Here is a 20,023-nt window from a genome sequence, read left to right on the forward strand (position 1 = left end):
CGACCATGACCGCCGCTGAGATGACCGGCATCGGGGTCAGCCCCGGGGTGGCCGCCGCGCCCGTGGCCCGGCTCGCGCCGCCGCCCGCGCTGCCCGCCGACACCGGACCCGAACCCGACCCCGAGGCCGCGCTGGCCGAGGCCCGGGCCGCGCTCGAAGCGGTCGCCGCCGACCTGGACGCGCGCGCCGACCGCGCGGAGGGCCCCGCCGCCGACGTCCTCTTCGCGCAGTCGATGATGCCCCGCGACCCGGCCCTCGCCGACCGGATCGCCAAGGCGCTCAGCGACGGCCGCTCCACGCCGCACGCGATCGCCGCGGCCTTCGGGTCCTTCCGCGCCGCCCTGGAGGCCGCGGGCGGCTACCTCGCCGAACGGGCCGCCGACCTCGACGACCTGCGCGACCGCGCCGTCGCGGCCCTCCTCGACCTGCCGATGCCGGGACTGCCGGACCCCGGGCACCGCTTCGTGCTCGTCGCCCGCGACCTCGCCCCGGCCGACACCGCCGCGCTCGACCCGGCCGCCGTGGCCGCGATCGTCACCGAGGAAGGCGGCCCCACCAGCCACACCGCGATCCTCGCGAAGTCGATGGGCCTGCCCGCCGTCGTCGCCTGCCCCGCCGCCGCCGGACTCGCCGACGGCACCGAGGTCCTCGTCGACGGGGGCACCGGCCTCGTCGTCCCCGACCCCGAACCGGGACGGGTGCGCCGGGTCCTCGACGCCGAAGCCCGCCGCGCGGCGGCATTGACGGCGAGCCGCGGCCCCGGGCGCACCGCCGACGGGCACGCCGTGCAGCTCCTGGTGAACCTCGGCTCGCAGGCCGACCTGGCGGCCGCCGCCGCCGTCGACAGCGAGGGCGTGGGCCTCTTCCGCACCGAGTTCCTGTTCCTCGACCGCGAGACCGCGCCCTCCGTGGACGAGCAGGTCGAGGCCTACGGGCAGGCGTTCGCCGCCTTCTCCGGCCGCAAGGTCGTCATCCGCACCCTCGACGCCGGGGCCGACAAGCCCCTCGCGTTCGTCGACCACGGCCACGAGCCGAACCCGGCCCTCGGTGTGCGCGGCATCCGCCTGGCCCGCACTGCGACCGGCGCCTCCCTCCTGGACGGGCAGTTGACGGCGATCGCCGCAGCGGCGGCGCAGCACGCGGCCGACGTCTGGGTGATGGCCCCGATGGTCGCCACCCCGGGCGAGGCGGCCGCGTTCACGGCGCAGTGCCGTTCGCACGGCCTCGCCACGGCCGGCGCCATGATCGAGGTCCCGGCGGCCGCGCTGCGCGCCTCGCGCGTACTGGAATCATGCGACTTCGCGAGCCTGGGCACCAACGACCTCGGCCAGTACGCGCTCGCGGCCGACCGCATGAACGGCGCGCTGGCGGACCTGCTCGACCCCTGGCAGCCCGCGCTGCTCGACCTGGTGAGCCTGGCCGCGGAGGCCGGCCGCGAAGCCGAGAAGCCGGTGGGGGTGTGCGGTGAGGCCGCGAGCGATCCGCTGCTCGCCTGCGTCCTGGTCGGCCTCGGTGTCGCGAGCCTGTCGATGGCGCCCGCGGCGGTCGCGGGGGTCCGGGCCGAACTGGGCTCCCGGACCCTCGCCGACTGCGCCGGGATGGCCGCCGAAGCCCTGCACGCGGCGGACGCCGCGGACGCCCGCCGACTGGTCGCCGCCTACGGCACCGCGTGACCGGCGGCGTGGCGCCGCAGACCGGCCTCAAGAGGCCTCACCGCCTCGGCACCGCGCCTGCGTGAGCCCGGCTCGGCGGCCACTCGGCGCACCGGCCCGGCCCCCGCGGGGGACTCGCCGGGCCGTGCCCAGGGGCGTTCGGGCCGGTCCTCGCCCGTCGTCCGGACGCACGAATGGACACGCGACTTCAACTAACCCATTTACAAAGGGGCGGCTTCGTCGTAGCATTCAGCCATGAAGTCCACCTCGCGCGACATCCGCCTCCGCAACTGCTTCGCAGTGCTCCGGCATCTGATCGCGGACGCCCCCACATCCCGCCAGATCCTCGCCCGCGAGACGGACCTCAGCGTGGCGACGGTCTCGAACCTGGTGACCGACCTGATCGAGCTCGGCGTGGTGGTCGAGGTGGGCCGCGAGGACTCCGGCGGCGGCAGGCCCCGGGCGCTGCTCGCGCCCAACGCGGGCGGCGGCGTCATGATCGGCGTCGACGTCGCCGAGACCTACGTGCACTTGGAAGTGTACGACCTCTCACTCGCGGTGGTCGACCGGGTGGACGAGCCCATCGCGCCCAACGAGAACAGCCCCGACCAGGTCATCGGCCACATCGACGCCGCCATGGACCAGGTCCGCGAACGCCTCGGCGACCGCGTCGTCCTCGGGCTCGGCGTCAGCCTGCCCGGCCAGGTGGACGTGGACTGGGGCGTCTCCGGATTCGCCCCCAACTGGAACTGGCACGACGTGCCCTTCCGCAGGCTCCTCGCCGACCGCCTCGACCTCGGCGTGCCCATCTACCTCGACAACCCCCTCAAGACGATCACCGTCGGCGAGCTGTGGTTCGGCGACGGCCGCGGCGTCGACCGCCTCGCCGTCCTCATCCTCGGCACCGGCGTCGGCGCCGGCCTCGCCTTCGGCGGCCGGCTCTACCGCGGCGCGACCAACTCGGCGGGGGAGTGGGGCCACACCACCATCAATCCCGGCGGCCCCCAATGCCGTTGCGGCGCCAAAGGCTGCATCGAGGCCTACGTGGGCGCCCCCGCGATCCTGCGGCAGTGGGAGCAGCTCGACGGCCGCGCCGGGAACGGCTCCCAGGGCGAGGCCATGGCCGCGCTGGCCGCCGCCTGGCGCGCGGGCGAGACCTCGGCGGTCCAGACGATCGAGGCCGTCGCCGAGCACCTCGCGGCGGGCGTCGCGAACCTCGTCAACCTCGTCAACCCCGACCTGGTGGTCCTCGACGGCTGGGTCACCGGCATCCTCGGCGACGCCCTCATGCCCGAACTGGAACGCCGCCTCCCCTCCCACGCCATGGCGACCCCCCTCAAGGCCGCCCGCCTCAAACGCAACGAGCAGGAGCGGAACATGGTCGCCCTCGGAGCCGCCGCGCTCGCCCTGGAAGGCCACCTCAGCCGCCTGAACACGGTCGGTTCGCGCAACCGGCGCTGACCGGGCCGCAACCTGGAGGCGCCGACGGCGCGCGAGCCCCGCACCCCGCGCCCCGGGGCGCCGTTCGCGCCGCCCATCGCGGTAGGGCTGGGGCCGCTGCGCCTGACGCTGCCCTTGTGATCGAGAACAAATCGTTATCCGAACACTTACTTCAACCCATTGACAAAGTGAGTGGCGCTCGCAACACTGGGAGGCGGATCGACTGACGTTGATCCCCTGCCGCGGCGTCGACTGGAGCCGAAGCCGCGCGGGAGCCCTTCCCACCTCTCAACGTAGCGAGGAGCTAAGAGATGGTTGCCTCACGCAACAACCGCCATTCGAAGAAAGCGTTCGCCGAGTTCATGATGAACCGCCGGCGCATGCTCGCCCTCGGCGGCATGGCCGCCGGCGCTGGCACGCTGGCCGCCTGCGGCGGCAACACCGGACGCGAGGAAGGCGGCGACGGGGTCTCCCTGTCGCAGTGGTACCACGAGTACGGCGAGGCCGGCACCCAGGAGGCGGCGAAAGGGTACGCCGCGGACTATCCCGACGCCAACGTGACCGTCGAGTGGATCCCCGGCGACTACGACGCCGCCCTGGCCTCGGGCCTGCTGACCGACGACGGCCCGGACGTCTTCGAGAGCCACCTCAACCGCGGCATGGTCGAGGCCGGCCAGATCGTCCCCCTCGACGACCTCATCGCCGACGTCATCGACGACATCCCCGAGGGCGACCTGCGGCGCAACACGATCGACGGCACCGTCTACGGCATCAACATGATCGACGACCCGCAGTACGTCGTCTACCGCCCCAGTCTGTTCGAGGCCGCCGGCATCACCGCGCCGCCGACCACCTTCGAGGAGCTCATCGACATCGCGATCGAGCTGACCAACGACGACGTCAAGGGCATCGACTTCGGCGCGGCCGGCGGCACCGACCGGCTCGGCCAGCACATGATCAACAGCCTCGGCCTCTCGTTCATCGGCGAGGACATGCAGGCCGGCTTCAACGACCCGCGCATGGCCGAAGGCGCCGAGCTGGTCAAGCGGCTCAACGATTCCAACGCGCTCCTCCTCGGCGCGCCCACCGACTGGTGGGACCCCTCGTCGATGATCCAGGGCCTGACGGCCATGTCGTGGACCGGCCTGTGGACCATGCCGGCGCTGCAGGAGAACCTCGGCGACGACATCGGCATCTTCCCCTGCCCCGGCTTCGTCGGCGGCACTCCCACCGTCTACAACGGCGGCTGGGCCACCTTCGTCAACGCCAACGGCAAGCACGTCGAGGAGGCCAAGGCCTTCACCAAGTGGCTGTGGGTCGACAACACCGAGGCCATCCTCGACTGGTGTCTCAGCTACGGCTTCCACATCCCCTCGCGGCTCTCGCTGCGGGAGCAGGCCGACCAGCTCACCAGCGGCCCGGCCGCCGAGGCCGTGGCCATCTCCGAGGAGTACGGCTGGGCCGACAACCCCGACTGGACCCCGGCGATGAACACCGCCGTCAACGACATGCTGAGCAACATCGCCCTCGAGGGCAACGACCCGGAGGCCGAGCTCGCCAAGGCGGTCGAGACGGTCAACACCGAGCTCGACGGCATCTTCGGGTAGGGGAGCGCCATGGCCGTCACGGACAAGACGGCCGAACCGGCTTCGGCGGCAGCGGGGACGTCACGGCGCCCTCGCCGCCGCCGAACGTTCGGCGGCCGCAACCTCGCGTTCTGGTACTTCGTCGGGCCGTTCCTGCTCGGCCTGATCATCTTCACGTACATCCCGGTCGGGTGGTCGGCGTACCTGTCGTTCTTCGACGCGCGCAACACCGTCACCCCGGCGTCGGAGGACTTCGTCGGACTCGACAACTTCGTCACGATGCTCACCGACGAGAACTTCCGGCGCAGCCTCGTCACCTTCTCGATCTTCGCGGCGATCATCGTGCCGATCACGTTCGCCTCGTCGCTCGGGCTCGCCTTGGCGGTCAACAAGGTCCGCATCATGCGGGCGTTCTTCCGCTCGGTGTTCTTCCTGCCGTTCGCCTGCTCGTACGTGGTGGCGTCGCTGGTGTGGAAGATGTCGATCTTCGCGGGCGTGCGCTACGGCATGGCCAACACCGTCCTGGACTGGTTCGGGATCGAGTCGATCCCGTGGCTGTTCGGGAACGACCCGCCGTGGTTCTGGCTGGTCATCGCCACGCTGCGGCTGTGGATCCAGTGCGGCTTCTACATGATCCTGTTCATCGCCGCGCTGCAGCAGATCCCCGAGCACCTCTACGAGGCCGCCTATGTGGACGGCGCCAGACCCGGCTGGCAGACGTTCTGGCACATCACGCTGCCGCACCTGCGGGCCTCCTCGGTGGCGGTGCTCATGCTGGTGCTCATCGCCGCCTACCAGGCCTTCGACGAGTTCTGGAACCTGCTGCCGAACTCCGGGAACGTGCCCTACGCCCGGACGCCGCTGATCTACCTGTTCCACACGTCGCTGGGCACGAGCCAGGACCTCGGCCGCGGCTCGGCCGGCGCGCTCATCCTGGCCCTGCTGATCGCGATCGTGACGCTTTTCCAGGGCAAGCTCCTCGGCTTCGGCAAACCGGAAGGACGGTGACCGACATGGTGTCCACCAAGGACCGGCCCAAGCCGGTCGGCTACAGGCCCGGCGTCGGCTCGCGGGCCTCGCGCATCGTCAACTTCGTCGGGCTGTGCCTGCTCAGCGTGGTCTTCCTCATCCCGTTCTACCTCATCGTGCGCAACGCCCTGTCGACCACGCAGGACATCACCGCGCCGGGGTGGATGTGGTTCCCCACCGACATCCAGTGGGGCAACTTCACGGAGCTGTTCAACGACGAGAAGGTGCCGATGGCGCGGAGCCTCCTCAACTCCACCGTCGTCTCCGTGCTCACCACCGTCGGCACGCTGTTCCTGTGCACCACGGCCGGTTACGGCCTGGCGCGCATCCCGTACCGGCACGCCGACAAGGTGTTCTACGCGATCCTGGCCACGCTCATGGTCCCCAGCGCGATCACGTTCCTGCCGAGCTTCGTGATGGTCTCGAGCCTGGGCTGGGTCTCGGACCTGCGCGGGCTGATCATCCCGACCCTGTTCAACGGGTTCGTCGCGTTCCTGTGCCGGCAGTACTTCCTGAGCTTCCCCAAGGAGCTCGAGGAGGCCGCCCGCGTGGACGGGCTCGGGTACTGGGGTTCGTTCTGGCGCATCGTGATCCCGAACTCGAAGGGCTTCCTGGCGGCGATCGCGGTGATCACGTTCGTGACGTCGTGGAACTCGTTCCTGTGGCCGCTGGTCATCGGTCGCTCGTCCGATTCCTGGACGGTCCAGGTCGCCCTGTCGACGTTCCTGACCGCGCAGACGGTGAACCTGCCGCAGCTGTTCATGGCCGCCGCCGTGGCGATCCTGCCGCTGGTGTTCGTGTTCCTGTTCCTGCAGCGGTTCCTCGTCCAAGGCGTGGCGCAAACCGGACTTAAAGGATGATCGAAGGGCCCACCGCGCTCCACAGGCGACTGCGGACGATGCTAATGTGAGCTGCACTTTGATCACAGTGTGCCCAACCGGCCGCGGGTCCGCCCGCGGCCGTGCGCTGTGACCGCGCCCGTTTCCCTGTTGCTTAGGAGCCGTCCCCCATGGAAGAACTCAAGATCCGGTCCCCCTTCGGCGTGTGGGGCCTCAGCCTGATCACCTTCGGCATCTACGGCCTCGTCTGGTACGCCAAGACCGCCGCCCAGATCAAGGCCGTGAACCCGAACAACCCCCAGAACGTCAGCGGCACCAGCCTCGTCGTGTGGATGCTGTTCGGCGTCATCACCCTCTACATCATGCCGATCATCAACTGGTTCAAGCTGTGCGCGTCCATCCGGGCCGAGCAGCAGGCCGCCGGCCTGGCCCCCACCTTCAGCACCGGCGTCGCCACCCTGCTGTGCTTCGTGGTCGGCACCAACGTCTGCTACATCCAGTCGCAGCAGAACCTGGTCGTCGCCGCCGTCAAGGCCCGCCAGCCCGTCCCCGCGTAGGCGGAGCGCCTGACGCGGCACCGGCGCGTGAGCGCCGTGACCGAAGCCCCCGGCCGCATCCGGCCGGGGGCTTCGGCGTCCGTGCCGCGCGGGACCGCCGCCCCAGGTCCATGCGGTCGGGACCGGATAGTCTTGCCGCTGTGGACCTCACCGAATACGTGCCCGTCGTCCCCGACTTCCCCGAGCCGGGGATCGGCTTCCGCGACATCACCCCGCTGCTGGCCGCCCCCGACGCCTTCCGGGCCTCGATCGACCGCCTCCAGGAGGCCTGCGAGGCCCACCCGTACGACGCGATCGCCGCGTTCGACGCCCGCGGGTTCCTCTGGGCCGCACCGCTGGCCGACCGCACCGGCAAGCCGCTGCTCCCGATCCGCAAGGCCGGCAAGCTGCCGCGCGAGGCCGCGGTGGAGTCCTACCGCGGCGAGTACGCCGAGGTCCGGGTCGAGCTGCACGCCGACGCGGTGAACGAGGGCGACCGGGTGCTCCTGGTCGACGACGTCATCGCCACCGGCGAGTCCATGGCCGCGGGCGCGCGCCTCGTGGAAGGCCTGGGCGGCACGGTCGCCGCCTGCGCCGCCCTCCTGGAGATCGCCGCCCTCTCCGGCCGCGACCGCCTCGAGGGCTACCCGGTCGTCTCCCTCCTCGGCGAACTCTAGGCGGGCGTCGAGGACCTTCCCGCGCACCGCGATGGAAGGTCCTTATCGGACCCGTGAACCGGCGACGGCGCGCGACGTGTCATATGTCGCGCGCCGTCGCCGGGTCCGATCCGTGGGTCAGCCGACCAGCTTCGCCAGGTTCGCGGGGTCGGCCAGGGCCGAGCCCATGCCGATGACCGAGGCCCCGGCCCGCAGGTACGCGTCGATCTCGTCGGGGCCGACGCCGCCGGTGGCCACGAACTTCATGTCCGGGAACGGCCCGTGCATGGCCTTGAACCAGTCGGGGCCGAGCGTCGAGGCCGGGAAGACCTTCACCCAGGTGCAGCCGAGGTCCCGGGCGAGGGCGACCTCGCTGGCGGTGGCGACGCCCGGCAGGTGCGGCAGGCCCGCCTCGTGCGAGGCCTCCAGGACGGCCGGGTTGAGGCCCGGCGCGATCGTGTAGTCGGCGCCGGCCGCGGCCGCCCGTCGGACGTGCCCGGTGGAGACCACGGTGCCCGCGCCCACGGCCCGGCCGCCCGGGCCCGCGGCCCGCACGGCCGCGGCGAGGGCCGCTTCCTGGCCGGGCTGTCCGATCGGGACCTCGACCAGGTCGAACCCGGCGTCCCAGACCCGCTCGGAGAGTTGCACGGTCTCGTCGGCGGGCAGGCCCCGCCAGATCGCCATGACGCGCTGCCCGGCGAAGAGGCGGTCGAAGAATGCGCCTTGGTCGAGGGTCACTGGTCCTCCAGGATGGCTCGGACGGTCTCGGGTGGCGGCGGGGGCGCGAGGTCCCCGACGGTCTGGAGGGCCCCGGCCGCGAGCCGGTGGCCCAGCCGCATGCACGCCTCCAACGGAGCGTCGCGCAGGCGGCCGTACAGGAATCCGGCGGCGAAGGCGTCGCCGGCGCCGACCGGTTCGACCACGGCGACCGGTTCGGCGGGGGTGTAGGAGCGCTTGCCGCCTTCGAAGGCGGTGACGCCGTTCCCGCCGTCCTTGACGACGAGCACGCCCGCGCCCGGCAGCAGGTCCCGCACGTCGTCGGCGGTCGTGGCGCCCCACAGCGTCTGGGCCTCGTCGAGGCCCACGAACGCGATGTCGGCGGCGTCGGCGAGGCGCGCGAGCACCGGCCCGGCCTCGCTCACGGGCCACAGCGCGGGCCGGTAGTTCACGTCGAAGCTCACGAGCGCCGGGTCCAGCGCCCGTTCGAGGAGCAGTTCCTCGACGAGCGCGGCGCAGTCCGCCGAGAGCGCCGGGGTGATCCCGGAGAGGTGCAGGATCCGGGGCGGCCGGATGCCGGCGAGGTGGCCCGGGGCCATCGTGGAGGCGGCCGAGCCGCGCCGGTAGTAGTGGACGCGGGTGCCCTCGGGGCCGGGGTCTTTGAAGTACACGCCGGTGGGCCGGTCGGGGTCGGTCCGGGCGCCGGTGCGGTCGACGCCGGCCTCGTCGAGGACGTCGAGGATGCGCCGGCCGAGGGGGTCGTCGCCGACCTTGCCGTACCAGGCGGCGCGGGCGCCGAGCCGGGCGAGCGCGACGGCGACGTTCGATTCGGCCCCGGCGACTCCCGCGTGGAGGTCGACGGCGCTGCGGAGGGGGCCGGCGGCCGCGGGGGCGAGGACGATCATCGACTCGCCCAGGCACAGGACGTCCATGTGGCTCCCTTCGGGGCCGCGGCTCGCGTTCGGCCGCGCGGGGTGGGGGAGCCCTAGCCTACCGATCGGAAAACGCATACATCAAGGCGCGTGGGCGCGAACGCGGCCGCTGGTCCGGCCACAGGGGCGGCCGGTCCGCGTAGACTGAGGCGACGGGCCTCTCACCCTGGGGGCGGACATGACCGACCTGCGGCTGGCGAAACTCTTCGCGTGGACGATCGGCGTCCTCATCCTGCTGTGGATGCTCGCCGAGTGCCTCGGCGGACCCGACGAGACCCGCCCCGGGAACCAGGACCTCCAGCGCGAGTCCGAGCAGTACGCCGCCGACTGCGAGCGCACCTGGCAGGCCCTGGACCTCGCCGTGAGCGCCGACCACCAGAACGTCGACCGCGTGGTGGACCAGATCGAGGCGCTCGGCACCGGCATCGAGGACCCCGATCTCAAAGCCCTGGCCGAGGGATACGCCCGGCAGGCGCAGCAGATGGTCGCCGAGGCGCCCCCCGAGGACGAGGACGGCCTGGCCGAGGCCCGCGTCGAGTTCAGCGACGCCGCCACCCTCGATCTCGCGATGCGCTGCCCGGTCACCTGACCGGCACCCGCGCGGCCCGGCTCCAAGCGCCCCGGGTATTGACAGTGTTCGAAATTATCGCTAACTTCTACACGTTCGAACATCCTCTTGCACGAAGGATGCCAAGTCGACCTCAATGTGGAGGGACACGGCACGCCGGGGCGACCCGGTGCCGCCTCCACTCGGACCTTGCTCTGGGGTTGACGGGGCGGGACCGCACGGAGGCGCCCAGGACGCGTGAGCGGCCGCGGCGCGCCCGGGCGGGCCCGCCCCGTTTCCGTCACGGAGCCTTTCGCGGCCCGATAGGCCGTTTCGCGCCCGCGCAAGCGTTCGTCGGCATCGGCACACCGGCGACTTCGCGTGACTGTCACAAGCTGCGGATTCATCTCCGAGCAGGCGTGCGCCGCGCTCTCGGCGTTTGGGTTCGGGACCGCGGTTGTGGCAAAATGGCACGTCTGCCGTTGACCCGTAGGAGCCTCGTTGCCACCCAGCGAACTGCACGCCACCTTCCTGCCCGACCACGCCTCCCCGGCCGATGGTCGGCTGCTGTTCTACGGCGGCGCGCGCCCGGGGGCCGCGGTGGCCGAACTGGGGCTGCCCCCCGGGGATCCGGTGGACGCCGAGCTCTACCTCGACGGCGAGCTCCGCGAGGTCGAGGGCGTGGCGGTGCCCGTGCGCCCGGTCCTGCCCGCGCTCACCAGGATCGCCTCGCGTCCCGACATCACCGAGTCCGTCGCGATCTGGGCCCGCATCGCCAACGCCGTGGACGACGACAAGTTCGACGACCTCGACCGGATCGCCGCCGAGCTGCCGCCAGAAGGGCACTCGGTGCCCCACTCGGAGGGGCACGTGTGGACGGCGAAAGCCCTCGTCGGCGCGTTCGTGGAGTCCTTCACCGAGCTGCTGCGCTCCGACTCGGGGCTCAACCTCCGGCTCATCACCGCGCAGCACTCCGACCCGGGGGACGTCCGCGTCAACGCCGACCTGCGCCGCTACCAGGCGCACGGCATCGCCTGGCTCGAAGCGGCCGCCGAGGGCGGCGCGGGCGTGATCCTCGCCGACGACATGGGTCTCGGCAAGACCCTCCAGTCGATCGGGCTCCTGGTGCGCCGCTCCGCAGCGCGCCCGCACCCGTCCCCCCGCCCGCACCCCGAACCGGACGGGGCCGCGCCCCGGCCGCACGCACCGCACCTGGTGGTCTGTCCGACCTCGCTGGTCGGCAACTGGCAGCGGGAGATCGCCCGCTTCGCGCCCCAGCTCACCGTCCACCTGCATCACGGCCCGGCCCGCACCAGGCACCGCGCGCCGCTCACCGAAGCCGACGTGGTCGTCACGTCCTATTCGATCGCCCTGCGCGACATCAAGCTCCTGCGGCAGATCGCGTTCGACACCATCGTCATCGACGAGGCCCAGGCCATCAAGAACCACCGGTCGCGCACCGCCGGCGCGGTCCGCGACCTCACCGGGCGCGTGCGGGTGGCGCTCACCGGCACGCCCGTGGAGAACCACCTCTCCGAGCTGTGGTCGATCTCCGAGTTCGTCAACCCCGGGCTGCTGGGCGGCCAGGCCGACTTCAAGCGCCGCTTCGCCGACCCGATCGAGATCGGCCGCGACCCCGTCAGCGCCGCCACCCTCCGCGCCCGCATCGACCCGGTCGTGCTGCGCCGCATGAAAGAGGACGTCGCCGCCGACCTGCCGCCGAAGATCGAGGCCGTCGTCGCCTGCACCATGACCGACGAGCAGGCGGGACTGTACAAAGAGGCCATCCGCGAGGCCTTCGACGAGGGCCTGGGCGACGGCATCACCCGCCGCGGCCGCGTCCTCAAGCTCCTGACGCGGCTCAAGCAGATCTGCAACCACCCCGCCCAGTACGTCGGGGAGGGCGACGGCGGCCTCGCCGAGCGCTCCGGGAAGCTCGACCGCGTCACCGAGATGCTCGCCGAGGTCGTCGAGGAGGGCGACAAGACCCTCATCTTCACCCAGTACCGCCAGATGGGGGAGCTGCTCTCGCGCCACCTCCACGCCGAGCTCGGCGTCGCCGCGCCGTTCCTGCACGGCGGGCTCGACCAGCCCGCCCGCGACCGGCTCGTCGAGGAGTTCCAGACCGGCGAGGGGCCCGCGATCCTCCTCGTCTCCCTCCGCGCCGGCGGCACCGGCCTCAACCTCACCGGCGCCTCGCACGTCGTCCACTACGACCGCTGGTGGAACCCGGCCGTGGAGGACCAGGCCACCGACCGCGCCCACCGCATCGGCCAGACCCGCACCGTCCACGTCCACAAGCTCGTCACCGCGGGGTCCCTCGAAGAACGCGTCGACGAACTGCTCGCCCGCAAGCGGGCCATCGCCGACGCCGTCGTCGGCACCGGGGAGGACTGGCTGGGCGAACTCGACGACTCCCAGCTGCGCAAGCTCATCGAACTCGACGACGACGGAGGCCACCTGTGAGCGACCCGTACGGACGGACCTGGTGGGGCCGCAAATGGTGGCGGGCCCTGGAGACCATCGGCCTGAACTACCCCGACCAGCGCATCGTCAAGGGCCGCGCCCTCGCCGGGCGCGGCGCGGTCACCGGCATGAGCATCGAACCCGGCTCCGTGACCGGCCGCGTCACCGACACCAACGGCACCCACGACGCCGAGATCCGCATCCCGGTCTACAACGCCTCCGCGTGGGCCGCCGGGATGACCGCGCTGTCCCTCTCGCCCTCGTGCGTGGCCGGGCTCCTCGCCGGGCGCCTGCCCAAACGCATCGACGACATCCTCGCCGACGCCGGGATGCGCCTGCTGCCCAAGAAGTTCGTCACCGAGGAGCACAACCGCATCACCACCGCCTGCCCCTGCGCCGACAGCCGTGAAGTGTGCGCCCACATCATGGCCCTCGCCCTCGTGAGCGCCGCCAAGATGGACGACGACCCGTGGCTCGTGCTCCTCCTGCGCGGCGGCCCCACCCGGGACCTCCCCGGGCGGCTGCGCGCCGCCAGGGTCGCCAGCATGGACGCGGCCCAACCCGTCTGACCCGGCCGGGAGACCCCCCGAAGCGGCTCCCGCCGCCCCCGAACCGCTTCGCGTCCCTCCGCGCACACCCGAGAGCCGCGGCGACGGGGGACTACCGCAGCGTCAGACGCTCGGCCCTCGCGCGATACCGCTCGTGATACGCCTTCGCGCCCGTTCCGACCCTGCGCTCCAGCAGCCGCGCCGGTTCCCGCCCCAGCAGCTGGAGCAGACGCCCCGCGTACGCGGCGGCCTGCTCGGGCGCCAACTCGGCGAGCCGCTGGTCGAGCGCCGCCGCGAACCGCTCGTCCTCACCGTCCGCGGGCGCGCGGCGGATCGCCGCCGAGGCGACCGCTCGGCCCGCGTTCCACGGCCCCGGATCGGCCACCAGGTCCGGGAAGTCCGCGGGCCCCACCGCCGCGACCGCCGTGACGGCGCCCGGACCGACCTCGACGCCCTCGCGGTACCGGCCGGCCACCGCATCCGTGCGGCACACCAGCAGCGCCGAGACCGGCAGCCGGTGCTGCTCGAACGCGAAGCCCACGATCGCCGGCAGGCTCCAGCGCACCTGCTCGCTCCACTCCGTCATGACCTTGCAGACGACCACCCGTTCAGTGCCGTCCGCGAACCCCAGGCGCACTTCCGCGTCCGCGACATGGGGATCGGGCCACCGCGGCCAGACCGGCCCGGAGAGGACCACCGCCGAGACCGTCCGCTGACCGGTGAACCGCCCCCCGGCCAGGCCCAGCATCCAACCGACCGAATGCGGTTCCTCCTCGATGAGCGACACGAAGACGTCGTAGAACGCGGGCGGCATCGGCTTCCCCCTCCAGATCGGGACTCACCCGGTGCAACGAGACGCCGACCCCGCGGAAACGGCGCTGTCGCCAACCCGACAATGCTTCACCGGAAGCGAGCCGGCGGCGGAGGAGCTCAGCCGAGCGTCACGGACATCGCGTCGCCGTCCACGCTCACCTGCACCGACTTGAGATCGGCGACCCGCGGCAGCCCCTCGGCCGCCTCGCCCTCGTACCCGCCGACCACGACCGTGGCCGCGCCCGCCGCCCGCGCCGAAGCCAGGCCCGCCGGGGCGTCCTCGAAGACCACCGCGTCCCTCGCGTCGAACCCGAGCGCCTTCGCCGCCAGCAGGTACGGCTGCGGATGCGGTTTGCCCTTCGTCACGTCGTCCGCCGCCACCAGGATCTTCGGCAGCGGAATCCCCACCGCCGCCAGCCGCCGCGTCGTCAGCGCCCTGGTCGCCGAGGTCACCACCGCCCACCGGTCCCGGTCCAGCCCGCCCAGCAGCGCCGCCGCCCCCGGAATCTCGCTGATCCCGTCCGTCCGGTCGATCTCCTCGGCCTCGATCCGGTCCGTCTCCGCCACCGCGTCCACACCGTCCGGCGCGAACTCCGCGACCACCTCGATCGTCGGCCGCCCGTGCGCCACCGCCAGGATCCGAGCCGCGTCCAACCCGTGCCGGGCCGCGAACCGGCTCCACGCGCGCTCCACCGACGCCGTCGAATCGACCAGCGTCCCGTCCATGTCGAACAGCAGGATCGAAGCCGTCAGCACCGAATCGCTCATACGTTCCCTCCTTGAACCGATCCGCAACGCTACCAACGCGAGATGTCCTGCACGCTACATTTCCCAGGCCTCGGCGAGAACGGACCGTGCGTCCGCCCGGCCCCCGCCGCGATTGCGGTTGCCCCAGGCGAAGCCATCCCCTACCGTCGAAACCGTGCCAGCACTCACCGACCCCACCGAACGCCTCGCCGACTCCTTCTCCGAAGCGGTGGACGAGTTCATCGCCGAAGGCCGCGGCGGCCCCGACGACCGCACCCTCATCGGGGCGATGATCCGCGACTACGTCCTCCCCGCCGGAGGCGCCGCGTGGGTCGCCGACTACCTGGCGGCCGAACGGCGCTGGCGCACCGTGCCGCCGCCGGACTTCGTCCCCATGACCATGCTCTGGTGGGTCGACGGCGACACCTTCCTCGGGCGCATCTCCATCCGCCACCGGCTCAACGAGCACCTGCGCGAGATCGGCGGCCATATCGGCTACGACATCCGCCCCGGCGCCCGCCGGCGGGGCCACGCCACCGCCATGCTCGCCGCCGCCCTGCCCCGAGCCGCCGGACTCGGCATCGAGAAGGCGCTCATCACCTGCGACGCCGACAACATCGGGTCCCGCAAGGTCATCGAACGCAACGGCGGGACACTCGAAGACCAACGCGGCGACAAACTCCGGTTCTGGACGCCGACCGCGCCGGTAGCCGCCGCGAACTGACCGCGACGACCGCATCACCGCACAGGTTGGGGGACCACAGGTGGGATTCAAACGCGTCGACTACGACCGCACGCAGCACGCCGGATACGCCAAGGGCCGCAGGCTCCTGCCCGTCAGCCGGCGCAGCTGGCTCCGGGCCTTCCGCGAACTCGCGGGCGAGGGCCGCATCAGGACGGTGGTCGACGTCGGCTCGGGCACCGGGCGGTTCACGCCCGCGCTCGCCGACGAGTTCGGCGCCGAGGTCATCGGAGTCGAGCCCTCGGCGAAGATGCGGGAGGTCGCGCACGTCGAGTCCTCGCACCCGCTCGTGTCCTACACGCCCGGACACGCGGCCGACCTGCCGCTCGACGACGCGAGCGCCGATCTGGCGCTCATGTTCCTCGTCTGGCACCACGTGCCCGACCGGGCCGCCGCCGCGCAGGAGCTGGCGCGGGTGCTCCGGCCCGGCGCGCGCCTGCTGATCGCGACGACCCTGTCCGACCGGCTCAAGGATCTGCTGCTCTACCGGTACTTCCCCCGGACCCGCGACATCGACGCGCAGGTGTTCCCGACCCTGGACGCGACGATCGCGCTCTTCGAGGATGCCGGATTCAAGCACAGTGGACTCATCGAGGTCCGTCACCGCTCGGCCGAGAGCCTCGCGGAGTACGCCGAGCGCCAGCGGATGCGCGCCCTGTCGGTCTATGAGCACCTCACCCCCGAGGAGTACCGGGAAGGGCTCGCGGCCCTGGAGGCCGACGCCCTCGCCGAGACGGCGCCGCACCCGGTCGAAGCCGAATGCGACCTCCTCGCCTTCACCCGCTCGTGAAAGCCCCCGGCGGCGTGCGCATGCCATACGACACGTCACCGGGCCGGCCGAGAACGCGCCATCGGATCGGACCGCCGATTGGACCGGGCCGCCTGTATCCGTCGGCGAAGGGCCGCTGATCGGCCCGCGGCCGACGCCATGCCGACGAGCACTCGGCCGCCACGACCTCGCGGCGGCGATCCGACCGCCGCACCGCCGCGCCCTCCTGAAGCCCGCACGCGTTCACGCGGCCGACCGCCGCGTGGGCGTCGCGCCTCACTGGTGGTCGGGGGCGACCAGACCGGTGTTGTAGGCGAAGATGACCGCCTGCACCCGGTCCCGGGCGCCGATCTTGGCGAGGATGCGGCCCACATGGGTCTTCACGGTCGACTCGGCGAGGTGGAACCGCTCGGCGATCTCGGTGTTGTTCCAGCCCTTCCCGATCGCCGTCAGCACTTCCCGCTCGCGCTCGGTCAGCACGTCGAGCTGCGCCGCGTCGGCCTTGTCGACCTCCTCGCCCTCCACCGGGAACTGGTCGGCGAACCGGTCCAGGAGCCGGCGCGTCAGCTTCGGCGCGACCACCGCGTCCCCGGCGGCCACCACGCGGATGCCCGCGAGCAGCTCCTCGGGCTGAGCGTCCTTCACCAGGAACCCGCTCGCGCCGGCGCGCAGCGCCGCATACGCGTACTCGTCCAGGTCGAACGTGGTCAGCACCAGGACACGGCTGCGCCCGCCCGCGGCGATGATCCGCCGGGTCGCCTCGATGCCGTCCACGCCCGGCATGCGCACGTCCATGAGCACCACGTCCGGGTTCAGCTCGGTCGCGCGCCGCACCGCGTCCGCTCCGTTGTCGGCCTCGCCGAGCACCACGAGGTCCGGCTGGCTCTCCACGAGCATCCGAAACCCCATGCGCTGCAGCGGGTGATCGTCCACGATCAGCAACGTGGTCACCGGCGTTCCTCTCCGTTCCGCGGAAGCCACAAGGCGACCCGCCAGCCGCCGAAGGCCTCCGGCCCGGCCACCATTGTGCCGCCGAACGCCGCCGCCCGTTCGGCCAGGCCCGCCAGACCCCGCGCCGTCCCGGCCCCGTCGACCCGGTCCCCGCTGTTGACCACCGTGACCGCCAGCCCGTTCTCGCGGTACTCCAGCGAGACCTCGGCGCTCTTGATGCCCGTCGCGTGCTTGAACACGTTCGTCAGCGACTCCTGGACCGTCCGGAACACCGCCAGCTGCTGGTTCTCCGACAGGCCCCAGCGTTCGCCCGACGTCCGCACCGTCACCGGCAGGCCGGCCTCGCGGACCCGCTCGACGAGCCCGCCCAGCTCCGCCAGGCCCGGCTGCGGCGCCAACTCGGCCTCGTCGCCGTCCTCGGCCTTGAGGACCGACAGCACCCGCCGCAGTTCCCCCAAGGCCTCGCGGCTGGTCCGCCCGATCGCCTCCAGGGCCTCCTTCGCCTTCTCCGGCGCGGCGGTGGCGGCGTACGCGCCGCCGTCGGCGAGCGCGTTGATGACCGCCAGGTTGTGCCCGATGATATCGTGCATCTCCCGCGCGATCCGGGTGCGCTCCTCGGCCACCGCCGTATGCGCCGCCTGATCGCGCGCGGAGGCCAGGAACTCCCGCCGAGTCCGCACCAGCATCGCGATCGCCACGATGAACCCGAAGTAGAACGCGCTCGACACCACGTTCGCCAGGAAACTCCCGAGCGACAGGTCGTAGTTGACGGCCCAGTCGACCACCGTGGGCAGGAGCGAGACCACCGCCGCCCACCACAGGAGCTTGAGCGGGCGCCGCAGGACCAGGTTGTACAGCACCACGGTGAACGCCACCGCGCCCGCCGCGCCGATGAACCCGGCGCTCTCGTCGGTGCTCAAGCCGAGCGGGATCATGATCCCCAGCGGCACGAACTGACTGAGCAGGGCCGCGAACGGGTGCCGGCGCCGCCAGATCGTCGGCACCAGGAACATGACCACCAGGATCGCCTGGAGGGTCGGGTACTGGATCGCGAAGTCGGAGACGGCGACCGCCACCAGCCCCAGGCACCCGCCGATGACGTAGAGGAAGATCGGGAAGCAATCCCAAAGCAGCGGATGCCGGGAGTCGAACTCCAGCATCCGCTGCCACAGCCCGCGCTTGCGGGGGACGGTCACGGCCTCGGGCACGCACGCATCCTCACACGTCGCGGCGCTTGAGCAGGAGACCCGCCAGCCCGTACGTGACGACGAGCCAGATGCCCATCCACAGCCACGACTCGCCGACCCCCAGCGCCTGTCCCGACGGGTCGACCAGCGTGATCGTGTTCGCCACGTTGCCCGGCGCGTACGGCGTCACATCGCTCACCCAGTTCCACGGCAGCAGGGTCGCCAGCTGCGGGAGGATCATGATGACGCCGATGTAGAACCCGATCGAACCGGCCGAGTTCCGCAGGATCGCACCGATCCCGAGCGCGAGCAGCGCCAGGTACACGATCATCGCGCCGTACCCGAGCAGCGCCTGGAGCACCCCGTCGTCCGACAGGGAGAGCCCGCCGAGGCCGTTGTCCCCGAACAGCGCCTGCGTCAGGAAGAAGGTGATGAACACCATGACGGTGAAGAGGACGCCGACCACGGCGCCGTACACCGCGGCCTTCGCGAAGAGCACCCCGAGGCGCTTCGGCGCGGCCGTCATCGTGGAGCGGATCGACCCGGTCGAGTACTCGCCGGTCACCGTCAGGATGGCGAGCACCGCCACGAACACCGAGGCGAGTGCGACACCGGACATCGAGGCGCCGATCGCGGTCTCCGCCCCGCCGACCGCCTGATCGTCCGGGATGCTTCCGGCGATCAGCGCGCCGAGTCCGGCGCTGAACACGACCGCGCACAGCAGCACGATCCACGTCGAGCGCAGCGACCACAGCTTGGTCCACTCCGAACGCAGCAGACCCGCCGCGCTCAGCTTGTAGTCCCCGGGCGGCGTGTAGGCCGTCGGGCGGTCGGTCATCACAGCGGCGGTCATCGGTTCGCCCCTTCCATGCTCTGGCGGTACTCCACCGCGTCGGCGGTCAACTGCATGAACGCGTCCTCGAGGGAGCCGCGGTCGGTCCGCAGCTCGTGCAGGACCAGGCCGTGCGCGGCCGCGGTCTGGCCCACGACGGCGGCCTCGGTCCCGGACACCTCCAGGACGCCCTTCTCGGGGCTCGAGATGGAGACCCCGGGTCCGGCCAGCAGCTCGGCCAGCTGCGCCGCCTCGGGCGAGACCACCCTGACGCGCGACTCGCCGTTGCCCGACACGAAGTCCTCCACCGTCGTGTCGGCGAGGAGCCGGCCCTGCCCGATCACGACCAGGTGCTCGGCGGTCTGCGCCAGCTCGCTCATCAGGTGCGAGGACAGGAACACCGTCCGGCCCTCGGCCGCGAGGCCCTTGAGCAGGAGGCGGATCCACTTGACGCCGTCGGGGTCGAGGCCGTTCACCGGCTCGTCCAGGATCAGCACGGCCGGGTCGCCCAGCAGCGCGACCGCGATGCCGAGGCGCTGGCCCATGCCGAGGCTGAACCCGCCGACGCGCTTGCCGGCGACGTCGTGCAGGCCGACGAGGTCGATGACCTCACGGACGCGGCGCTTGGGGATGCCGTGGGTGCGGGCCAGGGCCAGCAGGTGGTTGTACGCGCTGCGGCCGGCGTGGACGGACTTGGCCTCCAGGAGCGCCCCGACCTCGGTCAGCGGGGAGCGGAACTCCGAGTAGTGCTTGCCGTTGACGCGGGCGAGGCCGCTGGTCGGCGCGTCCAGGCCGACGATGGCGCGCATCGTGGTGGACTTGCCGGCACCGTTCGGCCCGAGGAAGCCGGTGACGACGCCGGGCTTGACGCTGAACGTCAGATCGTCGACGGCCGTCTTCTTGCCGTAGCGCTTCGTCAAGTGCTCGATTTCAATCATGTCCCGAACGTTACGGCCACCCGAGCGGCACTTCATCGGTTCCCAGAGCGAACTTCCGGGACCTGAGTGGTACCCGAGTACTACTCCTTGAAGAGG

20 protein-coding genes are annotated in these 20,023 nt (G+C 71.9%); 12 read left to right on the forward strand and 8 right to left on the reverse strand.

Annotated elements, in window-relative coordinates; all coding sequences use genetic code 11:
* Positions 1-5: 5 nt before the first annotated feature.
* The 7 genes from ptsP (at position 6) to K3N28_RS08610 (ending at position 7,759) form a co-directional block, all read left to right on the forward strand.
* The gene (ptsP, locus tag K3N28_RS08580) at positions 6-1,673 is read left to right on the forward strand and encodes a phosphoenolpyruvate--protein phosphotransferase (RefSeq protein WP_228092077.1); all 1,668 of its coding nucleotides are present in this window, start codon (positions 6-8) and stop codon (positions 1,671-1,673) included.
* Positions 1,674-1,907: 234 nt separating this feature from the next.
* Positions 1,908-3,113, forward strand: a complete 1,206-nt coding sequence (locus tag K3N28_RS08585) for an ROK family transcriptional regulator (protein ID WP_228092078.1) — start codon at positions 1,908-1,910, stop codon at positions 3,111-3,113.
* 290 nt (positions 3,114-3,403) lie between these two features.
* Positions 3,404-4,699 (forward strand): ABC transporter substrate-binding protein, encoded by a 1,296-nt coding sequence (locus tag K3N28_RS08590; protein ID WP_228092079.1) that lies wholly within the window; start codon positions 3,404-3,406, stop codon positions 4,697-4,699.
* A gap of 9 nt (positions 4,700-4,708) precedes the next feature.
* Positions 4,709-5,686, forward strand: coding sequence for a carbohydrate ABC transporter permease (locus K3N28_RS08595; RefSeq protein ID WP_228092080.1), 978 nt, complete (start codon positions 4,709-4,711; stop codon positions 5,684-5,686).
* Between the two features lie 5 nt (positions 5,687-5,691).
* On the forward strand, positions 5,692-6,567 hold the full coding sequence (locus K3N28_RS08600) for a carbohydrate ABC transporter permease (RefSeq protein WP_228092081.1): 876 nt from the start codon (positions 5,692-5,694) through the stop codon (positions 6,565-6,567).
* Positions 6,568-6,716: 149 nt separating this feature from the next.
* A complete protein-coding gene (locus K3N28_RS08605) occupies positions 6,717-7,103 on the forward strand; it encodes a DUF4234 domain-containing protein (protein WP_228092082.1) in 387 nt (128 codons plus the stop codon).
* A gap of 140 nt (positions 7,104-7,243) precedes the next feature.
* Positions 7,244-7,759 (forward strand): adenine phosphoribosyltransferase, encoded by a 516-nt coding sequence (locus K3N28_RS08610; protein WP_228092083.1) that lies wholly within the window; start codon positions 7,244-7,246, stop codon positions 7,757-7,759.
* Between the two features lie 117 nt (positions 7,760-7,876).
* Here the strand turns inward: K3N28_RS08610 and K3N28_RS08615 are convergent, their stop codons facing one another.
* A complete protein-coding gene (locus K3N28_RS08615) occupies positions 7,877-8,476 on the reverse strand; it encodes a bifunctional 4-hydroxy-2-oxoglutarate aldolase/2-dehydro-3-deoxy-phosphogluconate aldolase (protein ID WP_228092084.1) in 600 nt (199 codons plus the stop codon).
* Positions 8,473-9,387 (reverse strand): sugar kinase, encoded by a 915-nt coding sequence (locus K3N28_RS08620; RefSeq protein WP_228092085.1) that lies wholly within the window; start codon positions 9,385-9,387, stop codon positions 8,473-8,475. Before K3N28_RS08620 ends, K3N28_RS08615 begins: the two co-directional genes overlap by 4 nt.
* A 178-nt stretch (positions 9,388-9,565) precedes the next feature.
* Between K3N28_RS08620 and K3N28_RS08625 the strand changes: the two genes are divergently transcribed.
* The 3 genes from K3N28_RS08625 to K3N28_RS08635 all read left to right on the forward strand — a co-directional run bounded on the left by K3N28_RS08625 (position 9,566) and on the right by K3N28_RS08635 (position 12,969).
* A complete protein-coding gene (locus K3N28_RS08625) occupies positions 9,566-9,976 on the forward strand; it encodes a hypothetical protein (RefSeq protein WP_228092086.1) in 411 nt (136 codons plus the stop codon).
* A gap of 459 nt (positions 9,977-10,435) precedes the next feature.
* Positions 10,436-12,400 carry a DEAD/DEAH box helicase gene (locus K3N28_RS08630; protein WP_228092087.1) on the forward strand — a complete coding sequence of 655 codons (1,965 nt, stop codon included), beginning with the start codon at positions 10,436-10,438 and terminating at the stop codon, positions 12,398-12,400.
* Positions 12,397-12,969 carry a hypothetical protein gene (locus K3N28_RS08635; RefSeq protein WP_228092088.1) on the forward strand — a complete coding sequence of 191 codons (573 nt, stop codon included), beginning with the start codon at positions 12,397-12,399 and terminating at the stop codon, positions 12,967-12,969. Before K3N28_RS08630 ends, K3N28_RS08635 begins: the two co-directional genes overlap by 4 nt.
* A 91-nt stretch (positions 12,970-13,060) precedes the next feature.
* On the opposite strand, the gene K3N28_RS08640 is transcribed toward K3N28_RS08635, so the two are convergent.
* Positions 13,061-13,762 carry a hypothetical protein gene (locus tag K3N28_RS08640; protein ID WP_228092089.1) on the reverse strand — a complete coding sequence of 234 codons (702 nt, stop codon included), beginning with the start codon at positions 13,760-13,762 and terminating at the stop codon, positions 13,061-13,063.
* Between the two features lie 116 nt (positions 13,763-13,878).
* Positions 13,879-14,529, reverse strand: a complete 651-nt coding sequence (locus K3N28_RS08645) for an HAD-IA family hydrolase (protein WP_228092090.1) — start codon at positions 14,527-14,529, stop codon at positions 13,879-13,881.
* Positions 14,530-14,683: 154 nt separating this feature from the next.
* On the opposite strand from K3N28_RS08645, the gene K3N28_RS08650 reads away from it, so the two are divergent.
* Together K3N28_RS08650 and K3N28_RS08655 are read left to right on the forward strand one after the other, a co-directional pair.
* Positions 14,684-15,232: a GNAT family N-acetyltransferase gene (locus K3N28_RS08650; RefSeq protein WP_228092091.1), complete on the forward strand. Its 549-nt coding sequence runs from the start codon at positions 14,684-14,686 to the stop codon at positions 15,230-15,232.
* Positions 15,233-15,272: 40 nt separating this feature from the next.
* A complete protein-coding gene (locus tag K3N28_RS08655; RefSeq protein ID WP_228092092.1) occupies positions 15,273-16,040 on the forward strand; it encodes a class I SAM-dependent methyltransferase in 768 nt (255 codons plus the stop codon).
* A 255-nt stretch (positions 16,041-16,295) separates the two neighbouring features.
* On the opposite strand, the gene K3N28_RS08660 is transcribed toward K3N28_RS08655, so the two are convergent.
* From K3N28_RS08660 to K3N28_RS08675, 4 genes are read right to left on the reverse strand one after another with little or no spacing between them, the layout of a single operon-like run.
* Complete coding sequence (locus K3N28_RS08660) at positions 16,296-16,970, reverse strand: response regulator transcription factor (RefSeq protein WP_228092093.1); 675 nt, start codon at positions 16,968-16,970, stop codon at positions 16,296-16,298.
* Complete coding sequence (locus K3N28_RS08665; protein ID WP_228092094.1) at positions 16,967-18,178, reverse strand: sensor histidine kinase; 1,212 nt, start codon at positions 18,176-18,178, stop codon at positions 16,967-16,969. The genes K3N28_RS08660 and K3N28_RS08665 overlap by 4 nt, the downstream gene beginning before the upstream one ends.
* 10 nt (positions 18,179-18,188) lie before the next feature.
* A complete protein-coding gene (locus K3N28_RS08670; RefSeq protein WP_228092095.1) occupies positions 18,189-19,010 on the reverse strand; it encodes an ABC transporter permease subunit in 822 nt (273 codons plus the stop codon).
* The gene (locus K3N28_RS08675) at positions 19,007-19,927 is read right to left on the reverse strand and encodes an ABC transporter ATP-binding protein (protein ID WP_228092096.1); all 921 of its coding nucleotides are present in this window, start codon (positions 19,925-19,927) and stop codon (positions 19,007-19,009) included. Before K3N28_RS08675 ends, K3N28_RS08670 begins: the two co-directional genes overlap by 4 nt.
* Positions 19,928-20,023: the final 96 nt, after the last annotated feature.

It is taken from the genome of Glycomyces sp. TRM65418 (assembly GCF_019710475.1).
Lineage (GTDB): Bacteria > Actinomycetota > Actinomycetes > Mycobacteriales > Micromonosporaceae > Glycomyces.